This is a genomic window from Rhodococcus sp. T9N (genome assembly GCF_024436645.1).
GTDB classification, from domain to species: Bacteria; Actinomycetota; Actinomycetes; order Mycobacteriales; family Mycobacteriaceae; genus Rhodococcus_F; species Rhodococcus_F qingshengii.
Window position 1 is genome coordinate 190621 of sequence record NZ_JAMSKS010000014.1, and the last position, 26542, is coordinate 217162.

General features: G+C 58.3%; 23 protein-coding genes, 1 tRNA gene and 2 pseudogenes. 17 read left to right on the forward strand and 9 right to left on the reverse strand.

Translation table 11 applies throughout. The annotated features are described in order from the left end of the window. Nucleotides 1–86: 86 nt before the first annotated feature. The 4 genes from M1L53_RS22310 to M1L53_RS22325 form a co-directional block, all read right to left on the reverse strand. Nucleotides 87–983 carry a glycosyltransferase gene (locus M1L53_RS22310; RefSeq protein WP_054188649.1) on the reverse strand — a complete coding sequence of 299 codons (897 nt, stop codon included), beginning with the start codon at nt 981–983 and terminating at the stop codon, nt 87–89. Continuing rightward, the gene (locus M1L53_RS22315; RefSeq protein ID WP_007731776.1) at nt 980–1786 is read right to left on the reverse strand and encodes an ABC transporter ATP-binding protein; all 807 of its coding nucleotides are present in this window, start codon (nt 1784–1786) and stop codon (nt 980–982) included. Before M1L53_RS22315 ends, M1L53_RS22310 begins: the two co-directional genes overlap by 4 nt. A 9-nt stretch (nt 1787–1795) precedes the next feature. Continuing rightward, nucleotides 1796–2668 (reverse strand): ABC transporter permease, encoded by an 873-nt coding sequence (locus tag M1L53_RS22320; RefSeq protein ID WP_029254233.1) that lies wholly within the window; start codon nt 2666–2668, stop codon nt 1796–1798. A gap of 64 nt (nt 2669–2732) precedes the next feature. Beyond that, nucleotides 2733–3302, reverse strand: coding sequence for a bacterial proteasome activator family protein (locus tag M1L53_RS22325; RefSeq protein ID WP_003943894.1), 570 nt, complete (start codon nt 3300–3302; stop codon nt 2733–2735). Between the two features lie 132 nt (nt 3303–3434). On the opposite strand from M1L53_RS22325, the gene M1L53_RS22330 reads away from it, so the two are divergent. After that, a complete protein-coding gene (locus tag M1L53_RS22330; RefSeq protein ID WP_007731767.1) occupies nt 3435–4637 on the forward strand; it encodes a cysteine desulfurase-like protein in 1203 nt (400 codons plus the stop codon). A 15-nt stretch (nt 4638–4652) separates the two neighbouring features. Here the strand turns inward: M1L53_RS22330 and M1L53_RS22335 are convergent, their stop codons facing one another. Beyond that, nucleotides 4653–5642, reverse strand: a complete 990-nt coding sequence (locus M1L53_RS22335) for an NAD(P)H-quinone oxidoreductase (protein ID WP_007731765.1) — start codon at nt 5640–5642, stop codon at nt 4653–4655. Between M1L53_RS22335 and M1L53_RS22340 the strand changes: the two genes are divergently transcribed. The 3 genes from M1L53_RS22340 to M1L53_RS22350 all read left to right on the forward strand — a co-directional run bounded on the left by M1L53_RS22340 (nt 5641) and on the right by M1L53_RS22350 (nt 7574). After that, entirely contained in the window at nt 5641–6879 is a 1239-nt protein-coding gene (locus tag M1L53_RS22340) for a lactate 2-monooxygenase (protein WP_054188648.1), read from the forward strand. The genes M1L53_RS22335 and M1L53_RS22340 overlap by 2 nt on opposite strands. A gap of 128 nt (nt 6880–7007) precedes the next feature. Then, nucleotides 7008–7433 carry a MarR family winged helix-turn-helix transcriptional regulator gene (locus M1L53_RS22345; protein ID WP_020968140.1) on the forward strand — a complete coding sequence of 142 codons (426 nt, stop codon included), beginning with the start codon at nt 7008–7010 and terminating at the stop codon, nt 7431–7433. A 51-nt stretch (nt 7434–7484) separates the two neighbouring features. Next, nucleotides 7485–7574, forward strand: a tRNA-Ser gene (locus M1L53_RS22350). A gap of 2239 nt (nt 7575–9813) precedes the next feature. Here M1L53_RS22350 and M1L53_RS22355 read toward each other — a convergent pair. The 3 genes from M1L53_RS22355 to M1L53_RS22365 all read right to left on the reverse strand — a co-directional run bounded on the left by M1L53_RS22355 (nt 9814) and on the right by M1L53_RS22365 (nt 13227). Continuing rightward, a complete protein-coding gene (locus M1L53_RS22355; RefSeq protein WP_147308008.1) occupies nt 9814–11163 on the reverse strand; it encodes a hypothetical protein in 1350 nt (449 codons plus the stop codon). Continuing rightward, nucleotides 11150–12370 (reverse strand): 26S protease regulatory subunit, encoded by a 1221-nt coding sequence (locus M1L53_RS22360; RefSeq protein ID WP_054188645.1) that lies wholly within the window; start codon nt 12368–12370, stop codon nt 11150–11152. Before M1L53_RS22360 ends, M1L53_RS22355 begins: the two co-directional genes overlap by 14 nt. A gap of 164 nt (nt 12371–12534) precedes the next feature. Further along, on the reverse strand, nt 12535–13227 hold the full coding sequence (locus tag M1L53_RS22365) for a serine protease (protein WP_116057441.1): 693 nt from the start codon (nt 13225–13227) through the stop codon (nt 12535–12537). Nucleotides 13228–14436: 1209 nt separating this feature from the next. On the opposite strand from M1L53_RS22365, the gene M1L53_RS22370 reads away from it, so the two are divergent. Next, nucleotides 14437–14742 (forward strand): hypothetical protein, encoded by a 306-nt coding sequence (locus tag M1L53_RS22370; RefSeq protein WP_054188644.1) that lies wholly within the window; start codon nt 14437–14439, stop codon nt 14740–14742. A 160-nt stretch (nt 14743–14902) separates the two neighbouring features. Here M1L53_RS22370 and M1L53_RS22375 read toward each other — a convergent pair whose 3' ends face one another. Next, nucleotides 14903–15397: a DUF1877 family protein gene (locus M1L53_RS22375; protein WP_054188643.1), complete on the reverse strand. Its 495-nt coding sequence runs from the start codon at nt 15395–15397 to the stop codon at nt 14903–14905. Between the two features lie 251 nt (nt 15398–15648). Between M1L53_RS22375 and M1L53_RS22380 the strand changes: the two genes are divergently transcribed. The 12 genes and pseudogenes from M1L53_RS22380 to M1L53_RS22430 all read left to right on the forward strand — a co-directional run bounded on the left by M1L53_RS22380 (nt 15649) and on the right by M1L53_RS22430 (nt 26286). Beyond that, entirely contained in the window at nt 15649–16500 is an 852-nt protein-coding gene (locus tag M1L53_RS22380) for a glycoside hydrolase family 43 protein (RefSeq protein WP_003943973.1), read from the forward strand. 590 nt (nt 16501–17090) lie between these two features. Beyond that, nucleotides 17091–17774, forward strand: a complete 684-nt coding sequence (locus M1L53_RS22385; protein WP_054188735.1) for an MspA family porin — start codon at nt 17091–17093, stop codon at nt 17772–17774. A gap of 90 nt (nt 17775–17864) precedes the next feature. After that, nucleotides 17865–18263 carry a hypothetical protein gene (locus tag M1L53_RS22390; protein ID WP_050655627.1) on the forward strand — a complete coding sequence of 133 codons (399 nt, stop codon included), beginning with the start codon at nt 17865–17867 and terminating at the stop codon, nt 18261–18263. 62 nt (nt 18264–18325) lie between these two features. After that, the gene (locus tag M1L53_RS22395) at nt 18326–18664 is read left to right on the forward strand and encodes a hypothetical protein (protein WP_054188642.1); all 339 of its coding nucleotides are present in this window, start codon (nt 18326–18328) and stop codon (nt 18662–18664) included. Then, complete coding sequence (locus tag M1L53_RS22400; protein WP_232319101.1) at nt 18661–21435, forward strand: hypothetical protein; 2775 nt, start codon at nt 18661–18663, stop codon at nt 21433–21435. The genes M1L53_RS22395 and M1L53_RS22400 overlap by 4 nt, the downstream gene beginning before the upstream one ends. Continuing rightward, nucleotides 21435–22112: an SMI1/KNR4 family protein gene (locus tag M1L53_RS22405; protein WP_047272172.1), complete on the forward strand. Its 678-nt coding sequence runs from the start codon at nt 21435–21437 to the stop codon at nt 22110–22112. Before M1L53_RS22400 ends, M1L53_RS22405 begins: the two co-directional genes overlap by 1 nt. 331 nt (nt 22113–22443) lie before the next feature. After that, nucleotides 22444–22683, forward strand: a pseudogene (locus M1L53_RS22410) (hypothetical protein); the annotation flags it as partial. A 47-nt stretch (nt 22684–22730) separates the two neighbouring features. Beyond that, nucleotides 22731–23528, forward strand: coding sequence for a hypothetical protein (locus M1L53_RS22415; protein ID WP_230359415.1), 798 nt, complete (start codon nt 22731–22733; stop codon nt 23526–23528). Between the two features lie 138 nt (nt 23529–23666). Continuing rightward, nucleotides 23667–24440: a hypothetical protein gene (locus tag M1L53_RS22420; RefSeq protein WP_230359416.1), complete on the forward strand. Its 774-nt coding sequence runs from the start codon at nt 23667–23669 to the stop codon at nt 24438–24440. A 432-nt stretch (nt 24441–24872) separates the two neighbouring features. Continuing rightward, nucleotides 24873–25025: pseudogene (locus tag M1L53_RS34905) on the forward strand (HNH endonuclease signature motif containing protein); the annotation flags it as partial. Further along, complete coding sequence (locus M1L53_RS22425; RefSeq protein ID WP_128637879.1) at nt 24976–25527, forward strand: hypothetical protein; 552 nt, start codon at nt 24976–24978, stop codon at nt 25525–25527. The pseudogene M1L53_RS34905 and the gene M1L53_RS22425, both read left to right, overlap by 50 nt. Nucleotides 25528–25728: 201 nt before the next feature. Next, nucleotides 25729–26286: a hypothetical protein gene (locus M1L53_RS22430; protein WP_139120588.1), complete on the forward strand. Its 558-nt coding sequence runs from the start codon at nt 25729–25731 to the stop codon at nt 26284–26286. The last annotated feature ends 256 nt before the right edge of the window (nt 26287–26542 follow it).

The following is a 26542-nucleotide window of genomic DNA, read 5'->3' on the forward strand; positions in this document are numbered from 1 at the left end:
AAATCTCAGGACGCACCATGCGTCGGATCAGAATCGTCTCAGCCGCAGACGCGACTGTGCAACTGAATTAACTCGGGGCGGCCGACTTAACTCGGACGTTCGAACTTCTCTTCCCGGCCGAGCTTGCGCAATCGCATCCACTCGCGCAGTCCGGCCGGATCGCGGCGTGTGATCAGGAAGTACCAGCCGAACCGAACCCATTCCTGCGGAAGCAGTTTCCGCATTCCCGGCTGGGAGAGGATGTATCCACGGTTGCGGTACGTGAAGTAGCGCTTCGTGTCGTTGTCGGGGTACTGCGTGTGCATGCGACCGCCGAGGATCGGCTTGAACTCGTCCGCGCCGTTGGGGTGGACGTAAGCAGTTTGCAGGCAGGTACCGAACTTCAGGCCGGAGCGGACGAGGCGACGGTGTACCTCGACCTCGTCGCCGCGGACGAACAGGCGTAGATCCGGAACTCCGACGGCATCGATCGCGTCGGCTGTGAACAGTGCGCCGTTGAAGAGAGACGCGATGCCTGGCAGGAGATCCTCGTCGCCGAGCTCGGAACGCAACCGGCGCCACGACGTGCCGCGCCGCAGTGGGAAAGCAAGGCGGTCGGGGTCGTCGATGTCGCAGACGACGGGGGAGACCTCGGCCAGGTCGTTCCGAATTGCACAGTCGAGCAGTGTTTCCAGGACTTCGGGGCCGTCCGGGCGGCCGTCGTCGTCGGCGAGCCAGACGCGGTCGGCGCCGAGTGAAAGCGCGTAGAGAATGCCAAGAGCAAATCCTCCGGCACCGCCGAGGTTGTGCTGAGAACCGATGTAACTGGTCGGCAGTGGAGCGTTGTCGACGAGCTCTTTCACATCGGCTTCGTCGGCATTGTCGACGACAACCAGATGATCGAGCGGACGCGACTGGGTGCTGAGAACCTTCAAGGATTCAGCCAGCAGTTCACGACGCTTGTGAGTGACGACGACCCCGATGATTTTCTCGGGTGCGCTCACGGGGTGTTCTCCCGTTCCATTTCCTTGATCACGTGGCGCACATGTTCGGCGGCGTCGTCACCTTCGTAGGCGCGCACGACGTCTTCGATGTCGCCTTGCATGCGGATCTGGCCGTGGTCGATCCACATCGCACTGTTGCACAGCTGAGCGAGGAATTCGTTGGAGTGGCTGGCGAATACCAGGATGCCGGAGCGTTCCACCAGCTTCTGCAGCCGGATGCGGGCCTTCTTCATGAATTCCGCGTCGACGGCACCGATGCCCTCGTCGAGAAGCAAGATCTCAGGATCGATACTGGTCACGACGCCCATGGCAACGCGAACGCGCATACCGGTGGAGTAGGTACGCAGCGGCATGGAGAGGTATTCACCGAGTTCGGTGAATTCGGCGATCTCGTCCATCTTCGCGAGCATCTGCTTGCGGGTCTGACCAAGGAACAGGCCGCGGATGATGATGTTCTCGTACCCGGAGATTTCCGGGTCCATGCCGACACCGAGGTCGAAGACGGGTGCGACGCGTCCGCGAATGCTGGCGGATCCCCGGGTCGGTTCGTAGATTCCGGAGAGCAGGCGCAGCAGGGTGGATTTGCCGGCGCCGTTGTGGCCGACGAGCCCGATGCGGTCGCCTTCCTTGAGCGTCATCGTGATGTCGCGGAGCGCTTCGACGACGACGACATCGGAGTCGTTGCGGCCGATGGATCCTCCGGCCTTGCCGAGGAAGGCCTTCTTGAGCGAGCGGGATTTCGCGTCGAAGATCGGGAAGTCGACGCACGCGTTCTGCGTGTGGATGCTGACTGGCTGACTCATGTGTTTCCTCTAGACCCAGTAGGGCACGCGTGCCCGGTACTTGCGGAGTGCCAGAATCGCGACGGCCCAGCCGACGACGGTGAAGGCGATGACGATGTACCAGTGGTATGCCTGCTGGTCGGCCCCGATGAGTGGTGCTCGGATGATCTCGAGGTAGTGGTACAGGGGGTTGAGCTCGGCAAGCCGGACTCGCTCGCTGGCTTGCCCGCCCTGGTCCTTGAGGGCCTGAGTTGTCCACATGATCGGCGTCAGCACGAACAGCAGGAGCGTCATGCTGCCCAGGATGGGGGCGATGTCGCGGTATCGGGTGGAGAAGATGCCGAAGACGATCGAGACCCACAGCGTGTTCGCCACGATCAGCAGGAATGCCGGTATCGCCGCCAGCGCAGTCCAGCTCATGTTCTGCCAGATGCTGAACGCGAACAGCAGAACTATGTAGATCGCGAAGTTGTGCGCGAAGAACAGCACCTGACGCCAAACCAGGCGATATACGTGCACGCTCAACGCCGACGGCAACTGCTTGATCAGGCCCTCGTTGGCGATGAAGACCTCGGAGCCTTCGAGGATGCCTGCACTGATCAGGTTCCACACGATCAGGCCGACCGTGACGTACGGCAGGAACTCCTTGAGCGGAATGTTCAGCAACGCGGAGTACAGAAGACCCATCGCGCCGGCCTGCACGCCGGTGGCGATCGTGATCCAGAACGGACCGATCACCGACCGGCGGTAGCGCTGTTTGATGTCCTGCCAGCCGAGGCTGAGCCACAACTCACGCTGATTCAGACCGTCGCGAAGGTCTTTGAACGCACGACGGAACGTCTGGGAGTCGGACACGGGCGCGGGTGCGTCCGGCGTCTCGGATTCGATTGCGGATGCTGACACGGAGGTCGAGCCTACCGGCCTGGCGTCGGAGCCGGTTTTCCCGCGGACTTCGTGGTGGTCCGGGTTACAGATACTGGCCGGTTCCCGGGCTCTGTTGGTCCGGATGGGCAGGCGAATGCGGAGCCCCGATGCTCATGCCGGGAGGCAGTGCGCCCTGCCGCATTTGTTCGAGCTGGGCGCGCGCTGCCATCTGCTGCGCGAACAGTGCGGTTTGAATTCCGTGGAACAGTCCTTCGAGCCAGCCGACGAGTTGGGCCTGCGCGATTCGCAGTTCGGCGTCGGAGGGAATGGAGTCGTCGGTGAACGGGAGGCTCAGTCGCTCGAGTTCTTCACGGAGTTCGGGTGCCAGGCCTTGTTCCAGTTCTCGGATGGACGAGGTGTGGATGTCCTTGAGGCGCTTGCGGCTGGCGTCGTCGAGCGGCGCGGCGCGCACTTCTTCCAAGAGTTGTTTGATCATCGTGCCGATTCGCATGACCTTGGCCGGCTGCTCGACCATCTCGGCGACGGACTCGGCTTCGGATTCCGCGCCTTCGGTGGTGCCGGATGTGGAGGCCTCTGCCTCGGCCGCCGGCATTGCGACGGGTCGACCGTCGGGTCCGATAACGAGTACCTGCTCTTTGTCGGGGTTCGTCATGCTTCCATCTTGTCGTGTGTGGGCGACAAACGCCGCGTAACCCCCAAAAAGTTAGCTATCGAATAACTGTACTGACGGGTAATTGGGTGACTGCCTTCGACTAAGCGGGCGTCTGCACCTAGAGTGTCGAGCATGGCTTACGACGTTGCCCGCGTACGGGGGTTGATTCCCTCACTCGGTGACGGCTGGATCCACCTCGATCCGCAGGCCGGAATGCAGATCCCGGACGCCGTCTCGCGGACGGTCTCCACCGCGTTCCGTGCCTCTGCATCTTCTTCCTCCGGTCGCCACGTCTCGAACCGTCGTAGTGCTGCCATTCTCGAGAGTGCGCGCACCGCGGTCGCCGATCTGGTCGGCGGAGATCCTGCGGGAGTCGTTCTCGGATCAGACCGAGCGGTGTTGTTGGCTTGGCTCGCCGAGTCGCTCAGTTCGCGGTTGGGCCTCGGAACCGGTCTCGTACTCTCGCGCCTCGACGAAGAGGCGAACGTCGCGCCCTGGCTTCGTGTGGCCAGTCGCTACGGCGCTCAGGTGCGATGGGCAGAGGTCGAAATCGAAACGTGTGAGCTCCCGAGTTGGCAGTTCAACGATCTCATCACCTCGACCACTCGATTGGTGGCCTTGACGGCCGCATCACCGGTCGTCGGTTCGGCTCCGAACGTCCGCGCCGCAGCTGATCGTCTGCACGAATTCGGCGGACTGATGGTGGTCGACGCCGTCGGTGCAGCGCCATATGCGCATGTGGACATGGCTGATCTCGGGGCGGACATCGTTGCCGTCAGCGCGCCGTCGTGGGGCGGTCCGCAGGTGGGCGCACTCGTCTTCCGCGATCCCGGACTGCTCGACCGAATTCCGGCCGTGTCGCTCAACCCGTACGCGCGTGGCGCCGAGCGACTCGAGGTGGGCGGTCATCAGTTCGCGCTGCTGTCCGGTCTCACGTCGTCGATCGATTTCCTGGCGGGCTTGGACGAATCGGCAACGGGAACCAGGCGTGAGCGCCTCGAAACCTCGATCAGCTCGCTGCAGGACTACCAGGACGGTCTGTTCGATCACCTCATGCGTTCTCTCGCAGCCCTGCCCAACGTGATGGTGATCGGCGGCGCACCCACGCGGGTGCCGACGCTCAGTTTCACACTCGAGGGGATGGCGGCAGACAAGGTCGCGGCGCACCTGGCCGACAAGCGCATCGCGACGGTCAGCGGTACGCATGGTGGTTCCAGGCTGCTCGACGCCCTCGGTGTCAACGACGAAGGCGGCGCGGTCACCGTCGGCCTTGCGCCGTACACGACGCGGTACGAGATCAATCAGCTGGTCGCCGAACTCGGCGCCCTGGGCTGATCGATCCCGCTCGGCTCACTTCACGGTGAGGATGACCTTGCCTACGGTTTCCGGCGAATCCAGCAACTGATGGGCTAATGGCGCCTCGGTGATCGGAAGTTCGGTCGACACGATCGGTTGAACCGATCCGTCTGCGATCAACGGCCACAACTTCGCGCGGACGTCGGCGACGATGTCCGCTTTACCGCCGGGGCCGGTGAGCGGACGCCCACGCAGGCCCGTCGACGTGATGTTTCCGCGCTTTCCCATCAGCTTGGCGATGTCGACTTCGCCCTTGCGGCCACCCTGCATTCCGATGATCACGACGTGGCCGTCCATGGCGAGTGCGTCGACGTTGCGCCCGAGGTACGACGCTCCCATGTTGTCCAGAACCACGTCGGCGCCGTGGTTGTCGGTGGCTTCGGCGAGTGATGCTACGAAGTCGCTGTCGCGGTAGTTGATGAGAATATCCGCGCCCAATTCGCGGCAGCGGTTCAATTTGTCCTCCGAACCCGCGGTAACTGCGACGCGGGCGCCGAGGGCTTTGCCGACCTGGATGGCGTGGGTGCCGATTCCGCCGCCACCGCCATGGACGAGGAGGACCTGTCCGCGTCGGAGACCGCCGCGCATCACGACGTTGGACCACACCGTGCACGCAACTTCCGGCAGAGACGCTGCGACACGGAGATCGACGCCCGCGGGAACCGGGAGAAGTTGTGTTGCCGGGACCGCGACCTTCTCGGCGTAACCGCCGCCGGCCAGCAGTGCGCAGACTTCGTCGCCGACGGACCAACCGGTGACGTCTTCGCCGAGTTCGGTGATCACACCCGAGCATTCGAGGCCGAGAATGTCACTCGCGCCGGGCGGCGGCGGGTAGAAGCCTTGACGTTGGAGCAGGTCGGCGCGGTTGACTGCGGTCGCGGCGACCTCGACGAGTACGTGCCCGCGAGGTAGTTCAGGATCGGGCTGTTGCGCCCATTTCATGACCTCGGGACCGCCGGGCTGATCGATCGTTATGGCGTACATGGATACGACGCTAGCGAATCTCCCCGCTGACGGGTGTTTTGCCGCTACCGTCGCGGACGTGACTTACTTCGGGAACATGCAGAACGAGATCTATCTGACGGGACTGAGCGGCGCGAAGCCGGCTTTGCCGATGACTGCGGCAGGCTTGGAAGATGCCGCGCGCGAGCAACTCTCACCGGAGGCTTTCGGGTACATCGCCGGTAGCGCGTCGACCGAACGAACCGCGGAGTCGAATCTGCGGGCGTTCGACAAGCATGCGATCGTGCCGCGGATGTTGCGGGGGACTGCGGCGCCCGACGCGCGTGATCTGAGCGTCGAGGTGTTGGGGACGCGGTTGGCTGCACCGATCCTGACGGCTCCGGTGGGCGTGCTCGGCTTGGTCCACGACGACGCCGAGGTTGCGGTCGGTTCGGTCACTGCCGAGTTGGGGATCGGATCGATTCTCTCGACGGCGGCATCCTCGACCATCGAAGACGTAGCGGCGGCCTCGGGCGATAACTGGTGGTACCAGCTGTACTGGCCGGCCGACGACGAGCTTGCCGAGTCGTTTGTCCGTCGAGCGGAGACGGCGGGCGCGAAGGCTATCGTCCTGACTGCCGACACTCCCGGTATGGGTTGGCGTCCAAGGGATCTCGAGCTCGGCCACCTTCCGTTCCTGCAGGCGAAGGGTATTGCCAACTATCTGTCGGATCCGGTGTTCCGCGCCAAACTGGCGACGCCGCCCGAGGAGAGCGCAGAAGCGCTGCAGATCGCGGTTCTCACGTGGGTGTCGTTGTTCGGTAACCATGCGGTGCGGATCGCGGATATCGCGAAACTTCGCCAGTGGACGACACTTCCGATCGCAGTGAAGGGAATTGTCCATCCCGACGACGCACGTGAGGCCGTCGCGGCCGGCGCCAACGGCATCGTCGTGAGCAACCATGGTGGGCGTCAGGTCGACGGGTCGATTTCGGCACTCGATGCTCTCGGTCCCGTCGCTGATGCGGTGGGGGATGAGGTGGACATCCTGATGGACTCCGGAATTCGTTGTGGTGCAGACGTAATCAAGGCTCTGGCCTTGGGTGCCGATGCAGTGCTGTACGGGCGGCCGTGGGTGTACGGGTTGGGATTGGCCGGAGCGGACGGAGTGCGTCATGCGCTCCGGAGTCTCTTGGCCGACCTGGATCTCACCATGGGACTGGCGGGGCTGGCATCGGTCGCCGAAATCGATCGTTCGATCCTGATGTCCAATTCGTGACTTTAGGGTGAGTCTTACTGTGACGGGCGGACACAGGTCTAAACTTGGAACCTGTGACAGCTGAAGCGACAACCGAGGAGACATCGCAGGCGGCGCACGGTGAGACACCGTGGCTGACGCCATGCGAGATGCGTGCATGGCGCGGCTACATGGACGGTAATCAGCGCCTCATGGAGGTGCTCAACCGCGAACTGCAGGATTCACACGACCTGTCGTTGGCCGATTACCGCATTTTGGTCATGCTCTCGGAGTCAGCTGACGGGTCGTTGCGGATGAGTGACCTGGCAGACGGCGTGCTGTCTTCGCGGAGTCGCCTCACGCACCAGATCAGGCGGATGGAATCTCAGGGCATCGTCGTGCGAGACACCTGCGTCGAAGATGGTCGCGGCGTGCTCGCGCGGATCACGGAAGAGGGTAGGCGTCGCCTCGCCGAGGCAGCGCCTACTCACGTGGCCGGGGTGCGGAACAATCTGGTCGATCTGCTGACTCCCCAGGAACTGGACGTGCTGGCAGACGTCTTCGAGAAGGTCGACAAAGCCATCGGCGAGCGCTGACTTCTGGAGCCGTTTTCGCGGTCCGTGGGAACACCCGATAGGATCGCCCACGGAAGCGTGGCAGAGCGGCCGAATGCACTCGCCTTGAAAGCGAGCGTGGCGTTAAACCCACCGGGGGTTCAAATCCCTCCGCTTCCGCCAAATGTTCGTTGTTCAAACCCAGCCCGCGCGAAAGCGTGGGCTGGGTTTTTCGTGCCCTACGAAGCGCAGGAGCGTCGAGGAGTCGGATGTGTAGCAATCTTTGCCGCCCTGGGGTCGCCGGGTGAAGCAATGGCTTCGCCACTTCGGTGCTACGTCCGATGTTGCGGCAATCTGCCGGTTCTCGTTGTGCTGTGGTGAACGATCAGCCATTGCGGCGCTCGGCGACGAGAGTTCCAGGTGATCGCATCGTGCGGCTGGTGGTCAATTCGATTCCCTCCTTGGCTAGATGGGCTCGTGGTTTACGCGGCCTCCTTGCGCTTGGTGTCCGAATGAGCTGCGCGCCACCAATTAACTGTTGACCGTTCAATAAGTTTGCGTGGCCATATCGCCAGAGACCACGTTGCATTCAATCTGCTGAAATGCTCCGGATCGTGCCTTGTTTGCACGTTTGCTCGACTGTCACCAATGGGCGGATGGTCCAAGTTTGGTGACCAGCCGGGGCCCCAAACCCACTGTCAGTCCACGTCAACAAGCTGCGAACCAGCTTGCCGAAGCTCACGGGGACGTGCCTGCCGGGTTCACCGGCAATGTGCCGATCCCGCCAGATCCGAACGCGCCCGACGATCGATCGTTCCCGCAAAAAGTGTGGGACAGCGCGTGGGGTGTCGGGGAAAGCGCGGTCGACACAACAGTCGATAGTGTCGGAACGCTCGGGGATGCGTGGCGAAATTTCCTAGTAGTCCCCGTGCACGATGCCGCCGTCGATCCGTTCGGGTTCAATCGCGGTCAACGAGCACAACCTTCACCCGAGCATTCCCCGGCTGAGATCGCTGCCGCAGCAGCAAATATCGTCTCCCTCATTCCGATCGTAGGCACAGGAGGCAGAGTCGGCGGAGCTGCCGTGCAAGAAGCGGTGGAGGCTGTTCTGCGGCGCGGCGGAACCGCCGCAGACGCCGAAGCCGCAGGTCGCAGGGCAGCCGCCACCGACGGTGAGGCCGGGAATAGAGCCCCTAGCGATCCGACTATTCCCGTCGGAGACAGACCGGCCTCGACACCTGTGGGTGGGCGCGGAGATCGCGAAATAAATGTAAAGCCCGGAACCAATCGTCCTGGAATAGTCAACGGTCGTGAATATACGGGGCATGCGTTCGACCGAATGCAAGAGCGCGGCATACTCCCATCCCTGGTTGAACAGGCCATTCGTGAAGGGGTGGCGACCCCGAGCAGAGGAAACACGACCGTGATCTATGATTCGATAAACAACCTATCAGTTATCATCAATGAAACGGGCAGAGTTGTGACCGCCTCATTTGGCAATTTATCGGGAAAGTGAAAAACATGACGGATCAATCAATTTACCGCCTGGAAGCTGAGCAGGTTAATCGCGATTATTGTGACGGAAAAATATCCTTGCATGCGCTAGTTGAAATATTCGAGAGGTACGTCAGAGAACGCGAATCGGAGCGTGCATCAGATTCCGAAACCCTGAGGGGGGCCTGGGGTCAAATTGAAATAATGAATGCAATTAACCAGGATGATCCTTCGAATTCGAGCAAAAATGAGTCGGAGGTGCGAGAAGTTATTCAAGAATTCTTGGACTTGCTTCCGTAGTCTCTTTTCTCGGTCCAGGGGCGACTAATCAAGGCAGGCTTTGACTCACTTGCGCGACCAGTGTCATGTCAAGTGACACTGGCCAGCAGTTGCTTATTGTGATGTGGTAGCAGACTAGGATTCGCAGGCTGACGGTTCAGACGTCTTCGCCTTCGAGGGCGGCCATCCATTTGCCCTGATCACCGATCACGACTACCTCGCCTACCGCATCCCAGTGGAACACGACCACATCCTGATGATTCCAGGTAAACCGACTACCTGTACAACAGTGCAGGCGTCCGCATACCTGCCTGGCGTGTCACCTTATCTTTGGAACAGAAGAAGTTACTTTCAGTGTTCGAAAGCGCTCGTGACATCGTCTCAGACGAACTGGACGTAATGGAGCAGAGCGACCGGCACGGCAACGCCGGCTAAACCTGCAGATCATCACACTTTTCGAGAATCCGTCTCGTCTGGACAGTCAAGTGAATGCCATCCACTGGCCTCCACCAAAATGATTTCCATTTTCAATAACATTTCCATTTTCAATAACAGAGGTGCGCCGAGTTTGAACCTTTATCGTTCAACTCGGCGCTCTTTGTTTTATGGAGGTAAAACGGGTTTAAATCTCATTTGATCTGTTGAAAAATTACCAATACATTGCGACGACTTCAATTTCGATTAGATTTGCATCCGGTTGTCTGTTTGTCGATGGAGTGGATGGAATCTGAATGGAGGGTATGTCGCCTAGCGCAGTGATGCCTGCGTGAGTGCGCGCCTGCGTTCTAAATGTAGCGAGGTCGTCCGGTGTGGCAGTGATACCATACTCGCCTAGCCGGTCCGCAATCTTTTGAAACGCTTGCACCTGTGATTCCGTCGATGTCCATTCAATACGATTTATTGCAACAATCTGATCTATATTGCTTTGTTGCTCGTCCGAGATGCTAGCGCTTGAATTTCCTACCAGCAATCGACTGTATTCGCGGAGCGCGCCCTCGAAAACACGCGCTTCGTGATCGTTATTAGGAGTTGCCTCATCGAACGAAATATTTTGGAATGTATCGACGATTTGCTGGCCGCCCGGCATGGTCTTTGCAAATAGATCAAGTAGTTTAACGGGAGTCCAGGTCTTACGGATGCCGTCGATACTCACTCGCCCGAGAACGGTGACTGTTGCGTCTGAAAAGAGCAGACGTCGCATGTCTTTCCAGAATCTGTCCTTTTCAAGCACGCCCACTAATTCAATCTCTTTGGTTTGCAGGCCAAGACTGTTGGCAAGGTCTGTGTCCACCAGATATTGTCGATTGTCTTTTTCATAAAGCCTGACGTTCGTTACTATCGACCTGATAGGAACGAGGCCGGCCATGAAACGATCCAACAATTTGCCATAAGAGTTCATCTCTGCCGGGAGCACTCCTCCTAGATTAGTACCAAAAATCTCAGGATGGTCGGCACTCATCTCGGCGACCTCAGTGATGATCGACCCCATACTAAATAGCGGATCGGCTTGTAGCTTAACTTCTAGCTCGATAAGGCTGCCGCGGGTGAGCTGGGAGACATTGATGCTGACTTGTTTAGACTCTAGGAGCTTCTCTATACTGTCGATATTCTCAGAGGTCCCTACAGGAAACAGAAGGTCAGCCTCCTTCACACGTTGATGAAGCCGCTTAAACTGGGACTGAATACTGGCTTTTCGCGTTGCCTGAACTGACTGACTGCTTTTGGTTTGGAACGAGGACTTCGAACTCACGCTCGTTTCTTTTGCCCCGATACTACTTCCCAATTCACCTCCTACGGACTCTTCTTGGGTGCGTCCTTCTTGGATTTGTTCGGTCAGCTCTCCTTCTCTAGAGACAAGAAGGCTAAGAACGCTAATCTCGTCAAGGTAGACAAACTCCATAAAAGGCGAATTCTTAATGGCCCGAGCTTTCTTCCGCATTATCCATGCCCAAAGTCGTTTCACCCAGTTTGGTACTATTTTCATGTTAGATTCCCCCATTTGATGACTGTGATCTATTACGCAAACGCTCAAAAGCTCCAGCTAGGTCTTCGACGCGAAGTGATCCTCGACGATCGGTAGCAGCCAGTAGAGCTGCCTCAGTCCATATTGAGGCAATTCGTGCAGCAGACCAGCCGTCAGTACGCTCTGCGATCGTTTCTAGCGGCATAGAGCTGGGATCTACAACATTAAGACGCTTCATTGACACTTTTAGGATCTGAAGCCGATCATTTGCTGTTGGCATTGGAAATTCAATCTCCCAATCGAATCGGCCCGGTCGACGTAGCGCCGGGTCGATATCGTCAGGGCGATTCGTTGCAGCAATGACAATTATGTTGGAGCTCTTCTCCTCGAATCCGTCCATGAGTGTCAGTAGCTGGGCGACAACTCGCTTAGAAGATTCGTGCGATTCTCCACTCCGCTTTTCTGCGAGACTGTCGATCTCGTCGAAAAACACGACGGCGCGAGGCTTGGCGGCGGCGTCCTCAAATAATGTTCGCAAGTTCCCTTCGCTGTCGCCAACCCATTTGCTGACAATCTCGGGACCGCTGATTGAGTAGAAGGCAGCTTTGGATTGATCGGCGATGATTCTAGCAAGATGAGTTTTGCCTGTTCCTGGTGGCCCTGTGAACAGAACTCCTTTGATGGGCTTGGCTCGAATACTAGCTAGTTCCTCAGCTCTGAGTAGTGGAGTTTCGATCAATTCGCGTGCTCGCGCAATCACATCTGGATAGCCGCCAAAGTCGTCAAAGGTAAGCTTCTTGCCTTGTGACTTCCATAGGTATCTGTCCGGTTTCATGTCTGTTGAGTTCACGTCACGCGGATGGAGTGGCGTATCGGCGATGACTTCATGGACACCACTCTCGTCATAGGTAACGGTTTGACCGACGACAGTCTCCTTCGGCTTTTTGTTAGGTATGAGATGGAATGAGTATCCGTCCTCGATAAGTAGTTGCTTGTTGATTATTTTGCGAATGACACCGATTTTTTTCTCTTCTATCCACATGGATGGGTCAGCCACACGGAATTCGTTGCCGCTGATCAGAATTACTTCACCAGGGTGTAGAGCGACGTCGTTCTCGCTTGTCATGAAACCAGAATTTCCGTTCGGAAAGCGGAAATTAACCCTCATACTGTCACTTGAAATAGAGGTAATCATTGCTAGTTGGCCTGAGAATCCATCGCTGTACTTGAACGACTCTGTCATATTTCTTATTTTAGCATCTAGTGAACGTAGTTGAAGTGACGTTTGGTTGAGCGAGTGTTTTGCACACGACCATTGTTAGACTGGTCTAGTCCGCAGCCGTACAATCGGTTTCTGTTTACTCGTTACTGTGTCATAATTGATTCAATTTTCACAGCTAAAATGTCTCACAATTCGGAAATGCAACGTCCGAGCAGTGATGGCGACCAATTGTGTATTGCATCTGCTCGCACTGCGTATCCAACTGAGCTGGCGTTACCATTTTGTGCAGAATGCCTATGGCCAGCAAAGATCCCTACAACTTTCCATATCTCGGAGGGCTCTCGTGAAATAACGGGACTTCCCGAGCATCCAGAAACGCCTGGTTCGCTCAGTTCGTAGAATGAGTGTCCTCGTATCGCGAATAACGGGATATCTTGCATCCTTCTGCGGATATATCCCTGAAGGTAGACTAGGTCAGGTCTGAGTGCGATGACCCCGTCCTTCTCAAGCTCTTGCGCGGTCTCTTCGGGATATGACCATTGCCTGTATTCGAACGACGACCCCTCCCAAGTGTCTGATATGCGCATAATTGATGGATAATTTATCGACGGTATTCGTAGTACGGCGACATCCTCGGAGGGGTGAGTTTCTTGGTCGCTTACTCGATGAACATGCCAGCCATCATCGTCGGCTGTAAGTACTGCTAAATGATTGCCCGTGTCAACACCCAAGAGGTGAGCATTTGTGAGGGCAATTCCATCAGATCCCACAAGAAAACATGTGCCATGGAACCTCTTGAGGCTGTAGATTTCACCCTCTTTGGAGACTTCGACAAGCGGAAGAACATAATCCCGGATCGGTCGACTGCTATCACTCATGCGTATATTCTAGCATTCTTTGTAAGTAAAAAACCACCACCCCGATGTAGAAGCAGGCTTTATCTAAATGACTCAGTAACGTCGTAGGCTATGTTAAAAATCTTCCTACATTCTTTTTGGAGTGCTCTATTTTATGATATTGACGTTAAGTCAACCATATGTTTAAATAAGTATACCGAAATGTCTATAAATCGATTGTAGCTATCTCGGTCGCCTTAATTGAGCGCCCCCACACCCTTTGGATAAGGAATGCAGGTAAGGAGCTTGATTATGGCGCCACGGACAGTTGGCCTAAGTTGGCCTTCTATAGTTGCCACTGCTGCAGGCTGGTCAATAGCAGTCACGCTACTAACGATGTCGGTCGTACGTCTAGTTGCTCCCGGATACGAACTTATAGGTTTGTGCCTCTTCGGTGCCGCATTTGCTTTTTGCACCTGGATCGCCGGGATGCTGACAGCAAGTATCGTACTTCAAGTGGAGCGCGACCGCGAGAATGCGGAATATCTTCGCATGTTGGAGCAAGAGCTTGACTAGGCCTAAGGTCTGAACTTACCTAGGCTAGGTGACCACTCAGTCCGTATTCCACTTCGTGTGGAATTCGGGCTATTTCTTTATCTCAAATGTAGATATTTCGGTCACTGTTAGAGGATTGCCTCACTCCACTCATTCCGGCGTGAAGGAGGGTCAACCCCATCGACTCCCTACCGCTCATTCGAATATAGATTTATTCATCTTTTCATGCTTATATATCCTCAAGGAGTACATATTGCCATGCAAAGGCAACGAACTAACTTAAAGAAACTATCACCCACTAATGACAATCAAGTCCGAATCACTGATGTAGAACGTAACTAACCTAGCCGTTGCATGTCATCACGGCTACCGTGGTTCTAATGAGCGTTTGTCTGATTTCACAATAGTCGCGATTGTTCTACAAACAGAGTACACATAAAACGGAGGCACACTACCAAACCCGAATATCAAATACGTGACGAAGAACGTTTAGAACGGCACCGTAAACGTAGTCAAGTGGCACGAGCGAATCGTAACCTCCGCTCCATTGCGCGAGCACACCTCGCCATTTCTAGTTGCATACCGGAGTCAGACGAGCTCGACTAACTACCATCACTACCTGTGTCTGCTGTCGATCCAGCTGACGAAGCAACGAGTCCTCCGTCTCCTGATGACCAACGAACTACGCCCTCTACGATGCGACAAGCTCCGCAGGCTGACGGATCAGACGTCTACGCCTTCGAGGGCGGCCATCCATTTGCCCTGATCACCGATCACGGCTACCTCGCCTACCGCATCCCGGTGGAACACGACCACATCCTGATGATTCCAGGTAATACCGACTACCTGTACAGCAGCGCAGGAGTCCGTATGCCTGCCTGGCGTGTCACCTTGTCTTCGGAACAGAAGAAGTTACTTTCAGTGTTCGAAAGCGCTCGTGACGTCGTTTCAGACGAACTGGACGTAATGGAGCAGAGCGACCGGCACGGCAACGCCACCTAAACCTGCAGCTCATCCCACTTTTCGAGCATCCGCCTTGTCTGGACAGTTAAGTTTGAATGCCATCCACTTGCCTCCGCCAAAGCAAAGGCTCGGACCTCGGACTTCGGTCCAGGTCAGAGCCTTTACTGTTTTCGGAGTCACACTGCTCGGGTAGTGGGCATCAGAACCGCACGGTGAATACCACGTGGCGATGCTCTCGGTCCGCGCGCTGGAAAAAGTCCGCCACTTCCTGAAGCCAGCCCCAGGCGTACCCGCGCTCGTCGGAGCCGTATTCCGGGTTGCGGTCGTCGAGCGGCATCGCGTCGTAGCGCACGCCGAACTCGGATTCGGTGATTTCCGCCAGGTACGAGGAGACTTCGGCGACCCGATCGGGTGCGAGGTAGGTGACGAGTTGGTCGTCGGTGTCGGTGTTGAGATCTTCGTCCCCCAAGATCACGCCGTAGGCCGGCCAGTTCTCGGACACGCGCTCGTACCCCGTGCTGGAGAGGGCGCACAGGATCGGATACCACGCCTTGTCCGTGTCGCACGAGAACTCGGATCGGCCCGTCTCCTCGATGTCCTCGACCACAGCGCCGAGTTTGTCGTCGTCGCCGCGCGCGTCCAGAAGTTCCGCTGCCACGCTGTCTGACAGCGCGAAATGCACCCCAAGTTCCATGGCGTGATGCTAACGGCTGACCTTGCCGGCGTCCCGCCGTCACTACGGGACGAATCGCCTCAGGTAACGATCCTGCTCTGCCTCCGACCGAAGTTACCCATGGTGGGCCGGCTGTCGTACATACTTCATCGGTGATTCCGACAAAACGGACCGGCCTTTCTGTTGTATCGCTGGTGATCCTCGTCGTCGCGGGGTTGCTGGTCGCAGCCCCTGCCAGTAGCGCCGCGCCGCCGCCTGACTGGAAATACACAATGGTGGCGTTCAGCAATGCCAGCGACCGTGACATGGATGTCTACGAGTCGGCCGACGGCACCGGCTTTCAGCTCGTCCAGCAGTCGGCGTACAGGCCGCCGTCTGGGCTCGTGCGTGATCCGAGCATCTTCCGGAACACGGACGGGTTGTACTACCTCACCTACACGACGGGTGGTGGGGCGAACATCGGGTTTGCACGCAGCAGCGACCGCATCAACTGGACGCCGCTGGGGAACTATCCGGTTCCGTTTTGCTGCGCCTTGATGCCTGGTACGGGAGATGGCACCGGTTCTGCGAGCCCCCCGGGCTTCTCGGGTTCGGCTGGTTTCAGCGACGGACCGTCGCTGTCACCATTCGTCACCAAGGCCTGGGCGCCTGAATGGTTTGTGGACGGCGATCGCGTCAACGTCATCCTGTCGATGTCGACCGGTGGAGGATTTGTGCCGTATCTGATGACGGCGTTGGAACCGTCGCTCCGGTTGTGGAGCCCGCCTGTTCCGCTCGCCGGGATCGGTGCGGACCACATCGACACCACCGTGGTCAAAGTCGGATCGACCTATCATGCGTTCACCAAGAACGAGACGAGGAAGGTCGTCGAGCATGCGGTCGCTCCTTCGGTGACGGGACCTTATTCGTTTGTCCCGCCCGGGAATTGGGGTTCGCTTGTCGAAGGTCCGGCCGTGGTTCAGTTGCCGAGCGGCGACTGGCGGATCTATCTCGACGCCTATACCGAAGGAAAGTATCTCTACTCCGACAGCACGGACGGGCTGAACACCTGGTCTCCTGTGCAAGAGGTTCCTGGGGTGTCCGGGACTGCACGGCATCTCGGCATCATGAGAGAACCGGCATAACATTCGACCCTGAGTTGGTAGGGCTCTGATCAAGGACTCCGGTCTTGGTCAGAGCCTTTTCTCGTACTTGCGTACTACTTGTGTGCGTCGTCTGCGCCTATCAGTGATTGACAAGCTAACGATGCGATGCCCGTGGGTCCGACGATTTCGCGCCGACCATGAAGTGAGTATCTCCGCGGGAGCTGTGCAGCGTTGCGCTCCCAGGCCCCGCTTGGGCGCCGTACTTCACGATTGATTGCCAGGTAATGCCTGTTAGTTTCATATTCAAGTACGCACACTGGCTTGATGCCCGCACTTTCTGCCTTCAGCTGCTCTGAGGCCCGCGGGATGCGGGTCGAATCCGATTTGCCGCACTGTTTCTGAGGGGTCTTCTCGTCCGTAAACGGTGACCTTGCTCATAGTGGGACCTAGGTCCTTTTCGCTGCTGATAAGCCTGTCGATATATATCTGTTACCGAAAGTTCACCCTAAATCCAAGATGGGGGAGATGGCGCACTGGCGGGCAAACAGGACGATTGGTACCGTCCGGTAACTAATTCAGTTAGTTGTCGGCTACCGCTCTGGTTGCTGTGTCACGTGGAGGAGCAGTTCATGTCGATCGAATCGCAAAACGGCATATCCCATCGTCGATCGAGGGCCGCAGTGGGGCTCGCGGCGTGTGCGGTTGCCGCGCTGTCGTCTGGTGTGGTCTTCGCAGGGAGCGCATCGGCAACGCCGACGGCGTTGGTGGACAAATTTGCGAGCACGGTCACCGATGACGGCTGGTCGTTGGATCTTGCCGCCACGAAACTGTCGGCGAACCCGGTGCCGAATCTGGCGACGACGGCGTTCACCCGTGAGGGGTTCGTGTCGGCGAAGGTGACCGGCACGATCGGCGGTCAGGGTGATTCGGCAGTGAAGACCGGTTATGTCGAGCAGGGATTGCAGATCGGCTGCCAGATCGATGTTTCCTCCGGACTTGGCTTGGGGCTTGGCTTTTCGCTCGGTCCGTCTGTCGGTGTGAGTATTTCGGGTGTCCCGTCGGCGAACGTGGGTGTGAATGCGTCGGTGAATCCGAGTATTCAGTCGACGATTGCGCCGGGCACGATCACGACGATTCCGTTGGGGAAGAAGGATCTCGAGTCGTCGAAGGCGTCGATCACCGCGGAGAACGTGCACGTGAAGGTTGATGCGTGCATGGGGCCGGTGACGATCCGCTCGTACGCACAACTCTCGGTGTCGACGGCGACGTCCGACAACACGTTGTTCGTGTACTCCGATCCGACCTGGCTCTGACCCGCGCAGCCGTCGTCAGCGCTGCTGGCGACTATTCCCGATCCGCCCAGTCCAGGGGTGGTTACTCATCACGCCCACAAAGGAGAAATCATGAAGATTCGTACCTTGGCCACTGCCGGAACCCTCACCGCGGGTATCGCCCTGTTCGGTGTTCTCGGCGCCGGCGTGGCATCTGCCGCAACTCCGATCGTCGAACCTGAGCAGGGTCGGATCGGTCTGTCGCTCTCGAATGCGGAAACCGCGGCGTTGGCGGCGAGCCCGATCCCGGACGCCATCTCCGACATCGTTCCAGGCTCGCAGCGGTGGATTGAGCTCGCACCGGGCTCGGCGCTCACCGTCGGCCCCGATGGCAAGCTCAGCGCCCCCGACCGCGTAGTGATCGGCGAGGCCGCTACCCATGCTGGCGGCTACGTCGATGTCTATCTGGCTGATCCGAACAACCCGGCCAACGCCGGGTACGTCACCCTGACCTACCAGTACTGGAACTGATACCGCGCCCAGCACCGGCGACCCGTTTTCCCCGCTCTCCCTTCCCATTTGGAGTTCCAGTCATGACCGTCAACAACGCCGAACGCCGCAGTGTCCAACCGGAACCCGCTGCCGTCGATAGGAAAGACGTTGCAGACGTTGATGACTGGGATCCGGACAGTGAACTCAGTCCACTCTCCAAGGCTGTGATCGCTACGGCAGTTGGACTGGGGTTGCTGATCGCGGCATTCGCGGTGATCGGGAAGCTCGCCGGCTGGGCGAACGACTACGGGACGATCCTGGTTTACCTGGCGTTCTTCTTGTGGATGTCGATCTCCGGACGGTTGTTCTGGTGGGGCGCAGACAAACTCATCGCGCAATTCCGAACGAAGAAGAGTGACAATCGTGGTGCGCACCGGTGAAGTCCGGTAGACGACTTCGCCGGACTCTCGCGGGAGTGCTTGCCGCTGGGGCGCTGTTGACCGGAGCGGCCGGAGCGATCGGTGCGGGAATTGCACTCTCCGCCGCTCCGGCGAACGCGACGCCGGAAGAAGACTGCGCGGCGGTGCGGGCACGTGATCATCAGATCTACCTGAATCTCATTGCGTCGCTGCCACCTGGCGCGCCCATCCCGCCAGAGATCATCAACCCGTGCCTGAGCGCGCCGTCCACGACGTCGACAGCTGCGCCGACGACCACTGTCGGGCTCCCCGGTGTGCAGGCTCCAGGCGGTGGCCCGAATGTCGGGGCCAATGCTCCGACGAACTTTCCCACCTACAACGGCACCCCCATCGTCCCTGTGCCGACGATCGAGGTTCCGCCCATTACTTCCGAGTCCCCGGCCTCGGAAACTGGTGTCGGTGCATTCCCCAATGCATCGGCATCAGCGGTTCCCTCACCCACACCCACCCCGGGTGAGGGAACCACCACCGATCGTGGTCCCGGACCGATCCCCGCGGATTCGGATTCGAATATCGCACCGGCTCAAACGGTTCCGGTCCCGGCAGCAGATGTTTCCACCGCCGGGGAGGACTCGGGCCGTGACCGGTATCTCGAACTCACCCTGATCGGCGCTGCGGCGTTCACCGCCGCGGGTATCGGAGTGCGCGGGCGGCCGGGACCTTTCAGCCCCCGCACGCCCGAATCAGTACTCTCCCAGGCGGTCGGGACTGCCGCGTCGCCGTTGACTGCGTACGCACCTGGCGGACAGTCCTCGTTGCGGGTGTTCGATCCGATCACCGGCGGAAGCCGGTTCTTCTTCCTGATCCACGACGAAACGTCGTCGCACGAATCCGTGATTCCGGTGGCGGTGCCGCCCGGCGGTCACATGAGCGTCAACCAAGACGGCACGGTCACGGTCTTCGACGCCGACGGAAACCCGGTCTCGACAATCGATGCCCCGTGGGCCTACGACGCCAACGGCACACCCATTCCGACGCACTATGAGATCCGGGACGGGCAACTCGTCCAGGTCGTCGACACCACGGGTATCGAGAACGTGCTGTATCCGATTTTGGCGGACCCGCAGGATCGCACACAGAGCGGCAAGAAATCGCCTGCACCGGCGCGCCCGACCAAGATCTCCGGTGAGGACGACGGCACCCGCTCAGATGACGGTCCACATTGGAACGAGACACCGCAGGTCGAAGGCCACAAGGCCCCCAATCCACCAGTCCAGAAACCGATACCCACTCAACCACCGGTCCCACCCGCGGTCGAGCCCGAACCACAAGTCCCTGAGCAGGCTCCGGCGCAAGTGCCGGAGCAGATCCCGCAGCGGTCGCCGGCCGAGGACATCAGCGGAGACATCGGCGGGGACGGACCAGGTGCCGGGACATCCCCATCCATCGACCCAGCGCCCGCTACACCGAACGAAACCGACACACCCCAAGCAGAATTGGCAGGAATTCCGATCATCGGCGGCATCTTCAGTGCAGCCGAAGCCGGGCTCATGCTCACCGCTGGAATCGCAGCTTTGTTCGCGCAAATCCTTGCAGGTGTGGGTCTGGGGGATTCGGAACTGTTCGGCCGCATGGAAAGCCTCGAGGAATGGGCGCTCGAGGCCGGAGTAGATCTCGCCGAAGTGCTCGTGAAGGCTATGGCCCTGCTTTCTCCGCAGGATCAGGCACTTCTTCGCACTGTCCTTTCTCCGTTCGTGAAGCTGCCCCCAGCGCATGAGCAGGACACTCCCGGCCACGCCCAGCCCGGGCCGGCCGGACCTGCCGCGAAGCCGCCGCCTCGGAGGCCCACGCCGCGGCCTGTACCGCGTCTGCCTGGTGATCACGATCCGACCCAGCCGCAAGATCCCTCCAGCGAGCCGGATTCAGGCGATCCGGCAACACCGTCGGATCCGGGTTTCGAACCACCAGTAGACCCCGGCACCACCGCACCTGGATTAGTTGACCCCGAACAACCTTCGGCTCCCGAACCTGGCGAGCAACCGGCCGTCGATCCGGTCAACCCAGGCCACATTCCGGTCGATCCCGAGACTCCCGGTGCGCCGACCCAGCCCGGACCCCCGGAGTTCGACCCCTTTGATCCCGACCCGAGCACGATCGCCGATCCGACGGTCCGCCCAGATCCCACCGAACGTTCATCCGTCGAGCGGGTACTAGCGTCGAACTTCATTCACGCGGTGCAAGAAGTCGTAGATTCACTCACCGATGGTGCCGAGACAAGTCCAGAATCACCTCCGCAGCAGTCATCTGATTCGGGTGAGGCTGCACCCGAGGATTCTCGCTTGGATTCCGAAGGCAACCCGCTGACGGCCGCTGACTTAGCTCAATTGTATGCGTCGCTGCGTCGAAAAACGCCGACAAATGTGATCCGCGACATAGTTAACCTCGATCACGAAGGTGGCGGACCGGACCCGGTTCTTCCCGGGCTCACATTGCCCGACGTCCTCGAGGCGGATCACACCGTACCGATGAGGGTCATATTCGACATGCCTGGCTTTACGCAGTTGACCTTCGAGCAGCAAATTCAAGTATTGAACTACGTCGATAACTTCCTGGGTTTGAGCCCGACTGCGAATACGTCAAAGGGCGCCAAGAGTTGGGCAGACTGGTGGGGCTATGTGAAGGGCGGAATCCCGGTTTCCCCTGAATTCCGGGATGCTATGATCGAAATCGAAACTCATCTTACTGAGGAAATTCGTCAAATGATATCTAGTATATTGAATGGAGTTCAGTAGTGGATCTGGTCAAGATTTCGCGGTATATCGACTCGCCCGTGCTTGTGGAGATTGACGACTTGACACCACTTGAACGTACGGCGCTTCCGAATTATTGGTTGGATGCGCTAAATGGTGACCTTGCAGCTCGAATTTCGGGGATATTGGACCAATGGGATGTATTTGGGCGACCGATATTGGGCGACACTTACAGAAACATTAAAGAGAATCTATCTGATGTTCGGTTGCTCAGGTCTGAAAATAGGTTTTTTCTTCTATATAAAATTAAAATGGCAGACGGGACCGATCTCTACTATTTGGGTACGCCACCGGTAGTGGATGGTGATGAACTTCCAGGGTATTGGAATAAATTCCCCCCCAGTCTAAAGAATTTCTATTCAAATTTGCACAACGGTTGGTACTATATTGCCGGTAAGACTGTCGGGCCACTGCCTCTTGAAGATATGTTTCGAATTGACAGCTTTGAATGGTCTATTCTGTACGGGCTGTCCCCTGAAGAGTACCCAGATCCGGCTCGTTGCATCGCGACATTCAGATCGGGCGGCGGCGGTTATCTTTGCTTGTACTTTGGTGAGGAATCGACAAGGGGTGTTGTGTGGTCATCGACGGAACCCCCTGAATTGGTCGATTACTCCACTTACCTTGATATCTGGACCAACGTCGGACTCGGTGCCTAGAGCCTGCGCCTTGGATATCCAGACTGGAGACAGTCTAAGAAATTTGTGTGCGGTCTTGCCCCACGTGGCACGTGCCTGGGATCCAGTCTCCCAAGAGCAGATGATCAATTTGTCTGACCAAAAGGGATCTCGAGGTCATGATCGGTTTCGGGGGGTACCTCACGCATCGACTCGTTTTCCTGCACCATTGCCGACGAATGGCTGATTGCGCTGGCGTTCAGCGTCGTACAGGGGCTGGCCGATATCTGGGACTCTCGCGTCACCGTGCTCTACCACCGGACCGAATCATCGCCTCAGCGCAAGGTACCCGGCGACGCGATCGTGGGCAGTTCGGGCTCGGTGGAGCATCGGCGACTACCGGCACCTTCAGAATCGGTCGAAAGGTGAGGTGGAGGTGGGATGGGAAACATACTTCCATTCAGGAGTTACGTTCGATCGCAGCAAACTCCCCCAATCTGCGGTGGTAGAGGAGCTGCCCACTGGCACGTTGATTCGGTTGGGGGACAAGCCAATGGAGGTCGCTGCCGCCGACATCGTGGCGGTGCGGGCGGCGTTGGGTTACCCGGTGTAGCGCCAGAGCCTGTCCAATTGGTCGATCGTCTTCGAGCAGGAGTGACGTTGTCTGCTTCATCTTTACGTCGCGATCCGGCGTCCGGATTGACCTTGAAAGTCATGGCGCGAAAGGGGCCGCCGGAAGCCGAATCGGTCACCGCAGTGCTGGCAGCGCGGTCGCAGCAGTTCCTTCGAGAGCTTGACCCAGTCTTTGACGTCGACATGTATCGCTCCGTGAGGAATGGCCTTCCCGACGGCGTTACGGTCGAGCAGGCGCTTGCATCGAATGGTGGACGGATCCTCACGCTTCAGGCAGAGAACTCCCTCGAGGCCGCAATGATCGAGAGCAGAAAGTCTCCTGATGCCGCAGGCGGGATTTACCCACTCTCCTTCGGGCATCAACTCAGGTTGTTCATCGACAACGGAAACATCGAAATTCTCATCGGATTCGGGGGTACGGCGGGAGCAGGTTCCTTACTTTGCACGTTCATCTGGCCGTACCCAGGGGGCTTCGCCGATGAATCTCTGATCTCACTGTCATTGAAACTCGTCCAGGGCATGGCCGATATCTGGGACGCTCACACAGCCGTGCTCTACCGGGATGCGGAACTCACACCTCAGTACAACGTGCCCGGCGACGCAACGGTGGGCAGTTGCACCTACTTCGGCCCTGAGATGCCGATCAACGAAACGCAGATCCCACCCACTGTCGAAGCTTTTCCGTACAAGAAAGGAACGATCGTCATCCAGCGTGATCCACGCGCCCCGTTGGTTGCCGACGATATCCGAAGCATCCGCGCAGCAGTCGGCCTGCCGGCCGAACGACCGGAGGTTCGCCTACCGAAAGGCTCGCGTCGGCTGTGACACCAGAAGTTACGGCCAAGCTCACGTCCGCAGGTGATGGTGTTCTTAAGAACAAGCTGCTCAGATAATGGAGGATGCGTTCGACGAGGTCATCGGGATGGAGAACATCAACATCATCGTATTTGGAGGGGAGTGAAAGTGCCTACGTCATCACTGCGCCGCAATCCTACGGCGGGCTTGACAGTGAAGGTCATTCCACGAAAGGGTTCGCCTGAAAGCGAGGCCGTCACGGCCGCGCTCGTTGCACGTTCGCTACGATTGCTTCGCGACATCGATCCTGTCTTCGACGTCGACTTGTACCAAACAGTAGGCGATGCACTCCCCGACGGCGCCGGAGTCGAGCAGGCCTTGGCGTCGAATCTCCGTCAGATCCTTGTACCTCCGACGGAAAAATCGATCGAAGCCGCATTGATCGAGCGCAGACGATCCCCCGATGCCACCGGCGGTATGTATCCCCTCTCATTGGGACGACATATGACCCTGTATTCACCCGCTGGAGACGTCAAAGTCGTTGTCAGTTTCGGGGGCACCTCAGGGTCCGGCGCATTCGCATGTGCCTTTGCCGACGAATCACTGATTTCGCTGGCATTGAAGCTCGTACAGGGACTAGCCGACATCTGGGACTCGCGTGTCACCGTGCTCTACCGCCGAACCGAATCATCGCCTCAGCGCAACGTACCGGGTGACGCAATCGTGGGCAGTTGCACCTACTTCGGTCCTGAGTTGCCGATCAAGGAAACGCAGCTCCCGCCCAGCGTGGAGGCATTTCCCTACCATGACGGCACAATCGTCATCCAGAAGAATCTGTCCACGCCGTTAACCGTCGAGGACATCCGAAGCATCCGCGCAGCAGCAGGACTGCCGACCGAACGACCGGAGATTCCTCTACCCAAAGGTTTCAGACGGCTGTGAGCCCTACGTTGGGCGCACTCGGGGCTGCCTGCAGGTAGGGATGGCGCGGACCGACCAGCCTGCCCGCAATTACCGCGCCGCGATCCCGATCCGGCTACGCACCAGCTGATCGACGCTCCGGGTGGAGTGCCACCGCGCGGCATACCCGCCATCGACGGTACCGTTCCACCTGCCGAGCATGATCAACCCTCTGTTCCGTCCGTGAATGAACCTGCACGCCCGGATCCCGCGATTCCGGAACCCTCGCAGATAGTGCTTGATACTGAGGGATGATGTCCGGACTGCCAGGTAGGCCGGGGCTAATTGTGCGGATGATTCGTGGGTCGGTAGTGAGGCGGTCAGCGGAGACCATACCGTTTTCGAAGGCGGGCGGCCGGCTGCGGCCTTTGTCTATGGCGTCGAACCCTTCGGCGATCCAGTCGATGTGGGAGATTCCGGCGCGGTCGAAGGCGCTGGGAGGTGCATCACATACTTCCCCGAAAGTACGGAGGTACGAATGAATTCTGGAATCTAGTTCCCCTGCCCACTTCTATACATGCACTCTTCACTCGATGGTGGGAATTTTATGCCGATATCTATAACTGATGCGCTGGAGTCCTATCCCGACATCCAGCGGGTCCTAGTCCCGACGCATCCAGGCCGATCATTCGACGTCTACAACACATACGACCCGCCGGCAGAGGCTGAAGAGGTGTCTCAGTATTGGAACCTAGATACCCTGCCGAGAGATCTCTTCGATTTATGGAGAAGCGCGAGAGAATGCAGACTTCACCACGATAGGGGCTTAGGAAAGGACGGAATAACACTCCTTTCTCCGCCTAAAGCTCGAGAAGTTACGGAACGCGAGCTGGAATTCTGGGATGACGAGGATGGGCGCTTCTTGAAGAGTGACATAATAATCGGCACAATGGTGGTCGAGCCAGATTTCATTGTATTCGACACAAGAAAAAACGACTTCAATGTTCTGTTAGCTTCAACTCTCGACGGACGTGAGGACTGGCCTATCGTGGGGCGGAACATTTCCGACTTCTTGCTGCGTTATCGTGATTTACCTGGAGAAAGCCACTGGCAGCGCTCGATCGTTTGATACACCGGAGAGCGAAGTTGGCTTCCATCCTCGAGGGAATCGATGGCTTGGCCATGTCGACCCCGAGGAAGGGGCGCGGTTCTGCATGGGAGCGGGTGTTGAAGTCTGCGGCGAGCAACCTTGGCCCAGAGTGGGTTGTGGCACGATCTGGCACTCAGGCGGAGTTGATCCATCTACCAGTGCGATGGTGGTTCAATTCCATTGGGTTTGGATCCCAAACCGAATCGGGAAGAGCTGACCTTCAGTCATGCGCCCCTGATGAGAGAATTCACGCCGGGCACTATCACCTTTCGACAGAGTTCATATCAACCTGGTCCCACAGATTCTGAACCACCGAATATTCAGATGGACATCTTCGATACCCGCGGTGCTGCGGAGATCGTGCGCTGGTGGGTCCGTCCACCAAGTTCTTTGCTGCAGCGCCGCTTCCCCGACTCGGTAGCTGCAGCCGAGCAGGCTTATGCCGACCGCAAGGAAGAGCCTTGCCGGGATTGGATGATTTCGGCTGGACTGCGGGTGATAGCTGACACCGGTTCGCCAATCGAGGTCATCGACAGCGTCCTCTGGGAGTTGGCTCGCCGTGACGTCGGTGGCCACGTCCAAAGTTTCTGGCGAGAATTTCGCGCGGTCGCGGAAAACAGAGACCGACTAGCGACATTGCAGTGGCTGGACGAAGAACGACGTCGTTCTGTAGAGGATGCATACGGGCTTCGGGATTCTGCGTTTGCCGATGTGATTTTCCGTACTGAGGACTCGTAGCCGAGGGAAGTAGGCGTGAGGGAGTGGAATCGGATGGATCGCGCGCCGCGTCGGAGAACCGCTGGCGGTGCGCACAGTCGCTCCTTTTCGTCTACCAAATAATACGAATGGTCCTTTATGGCAAGCATGCACATGAGCGATGACAAGCCTAAGTCGCCGAAATCGGTCACTGAGGTCCTGGAGTCCCTGGGAATGGACCGGGAGCAATGATCAGAACCTGTGGATGGTTCTCGGCGAGGCGGCGTGAGTGGGCGCA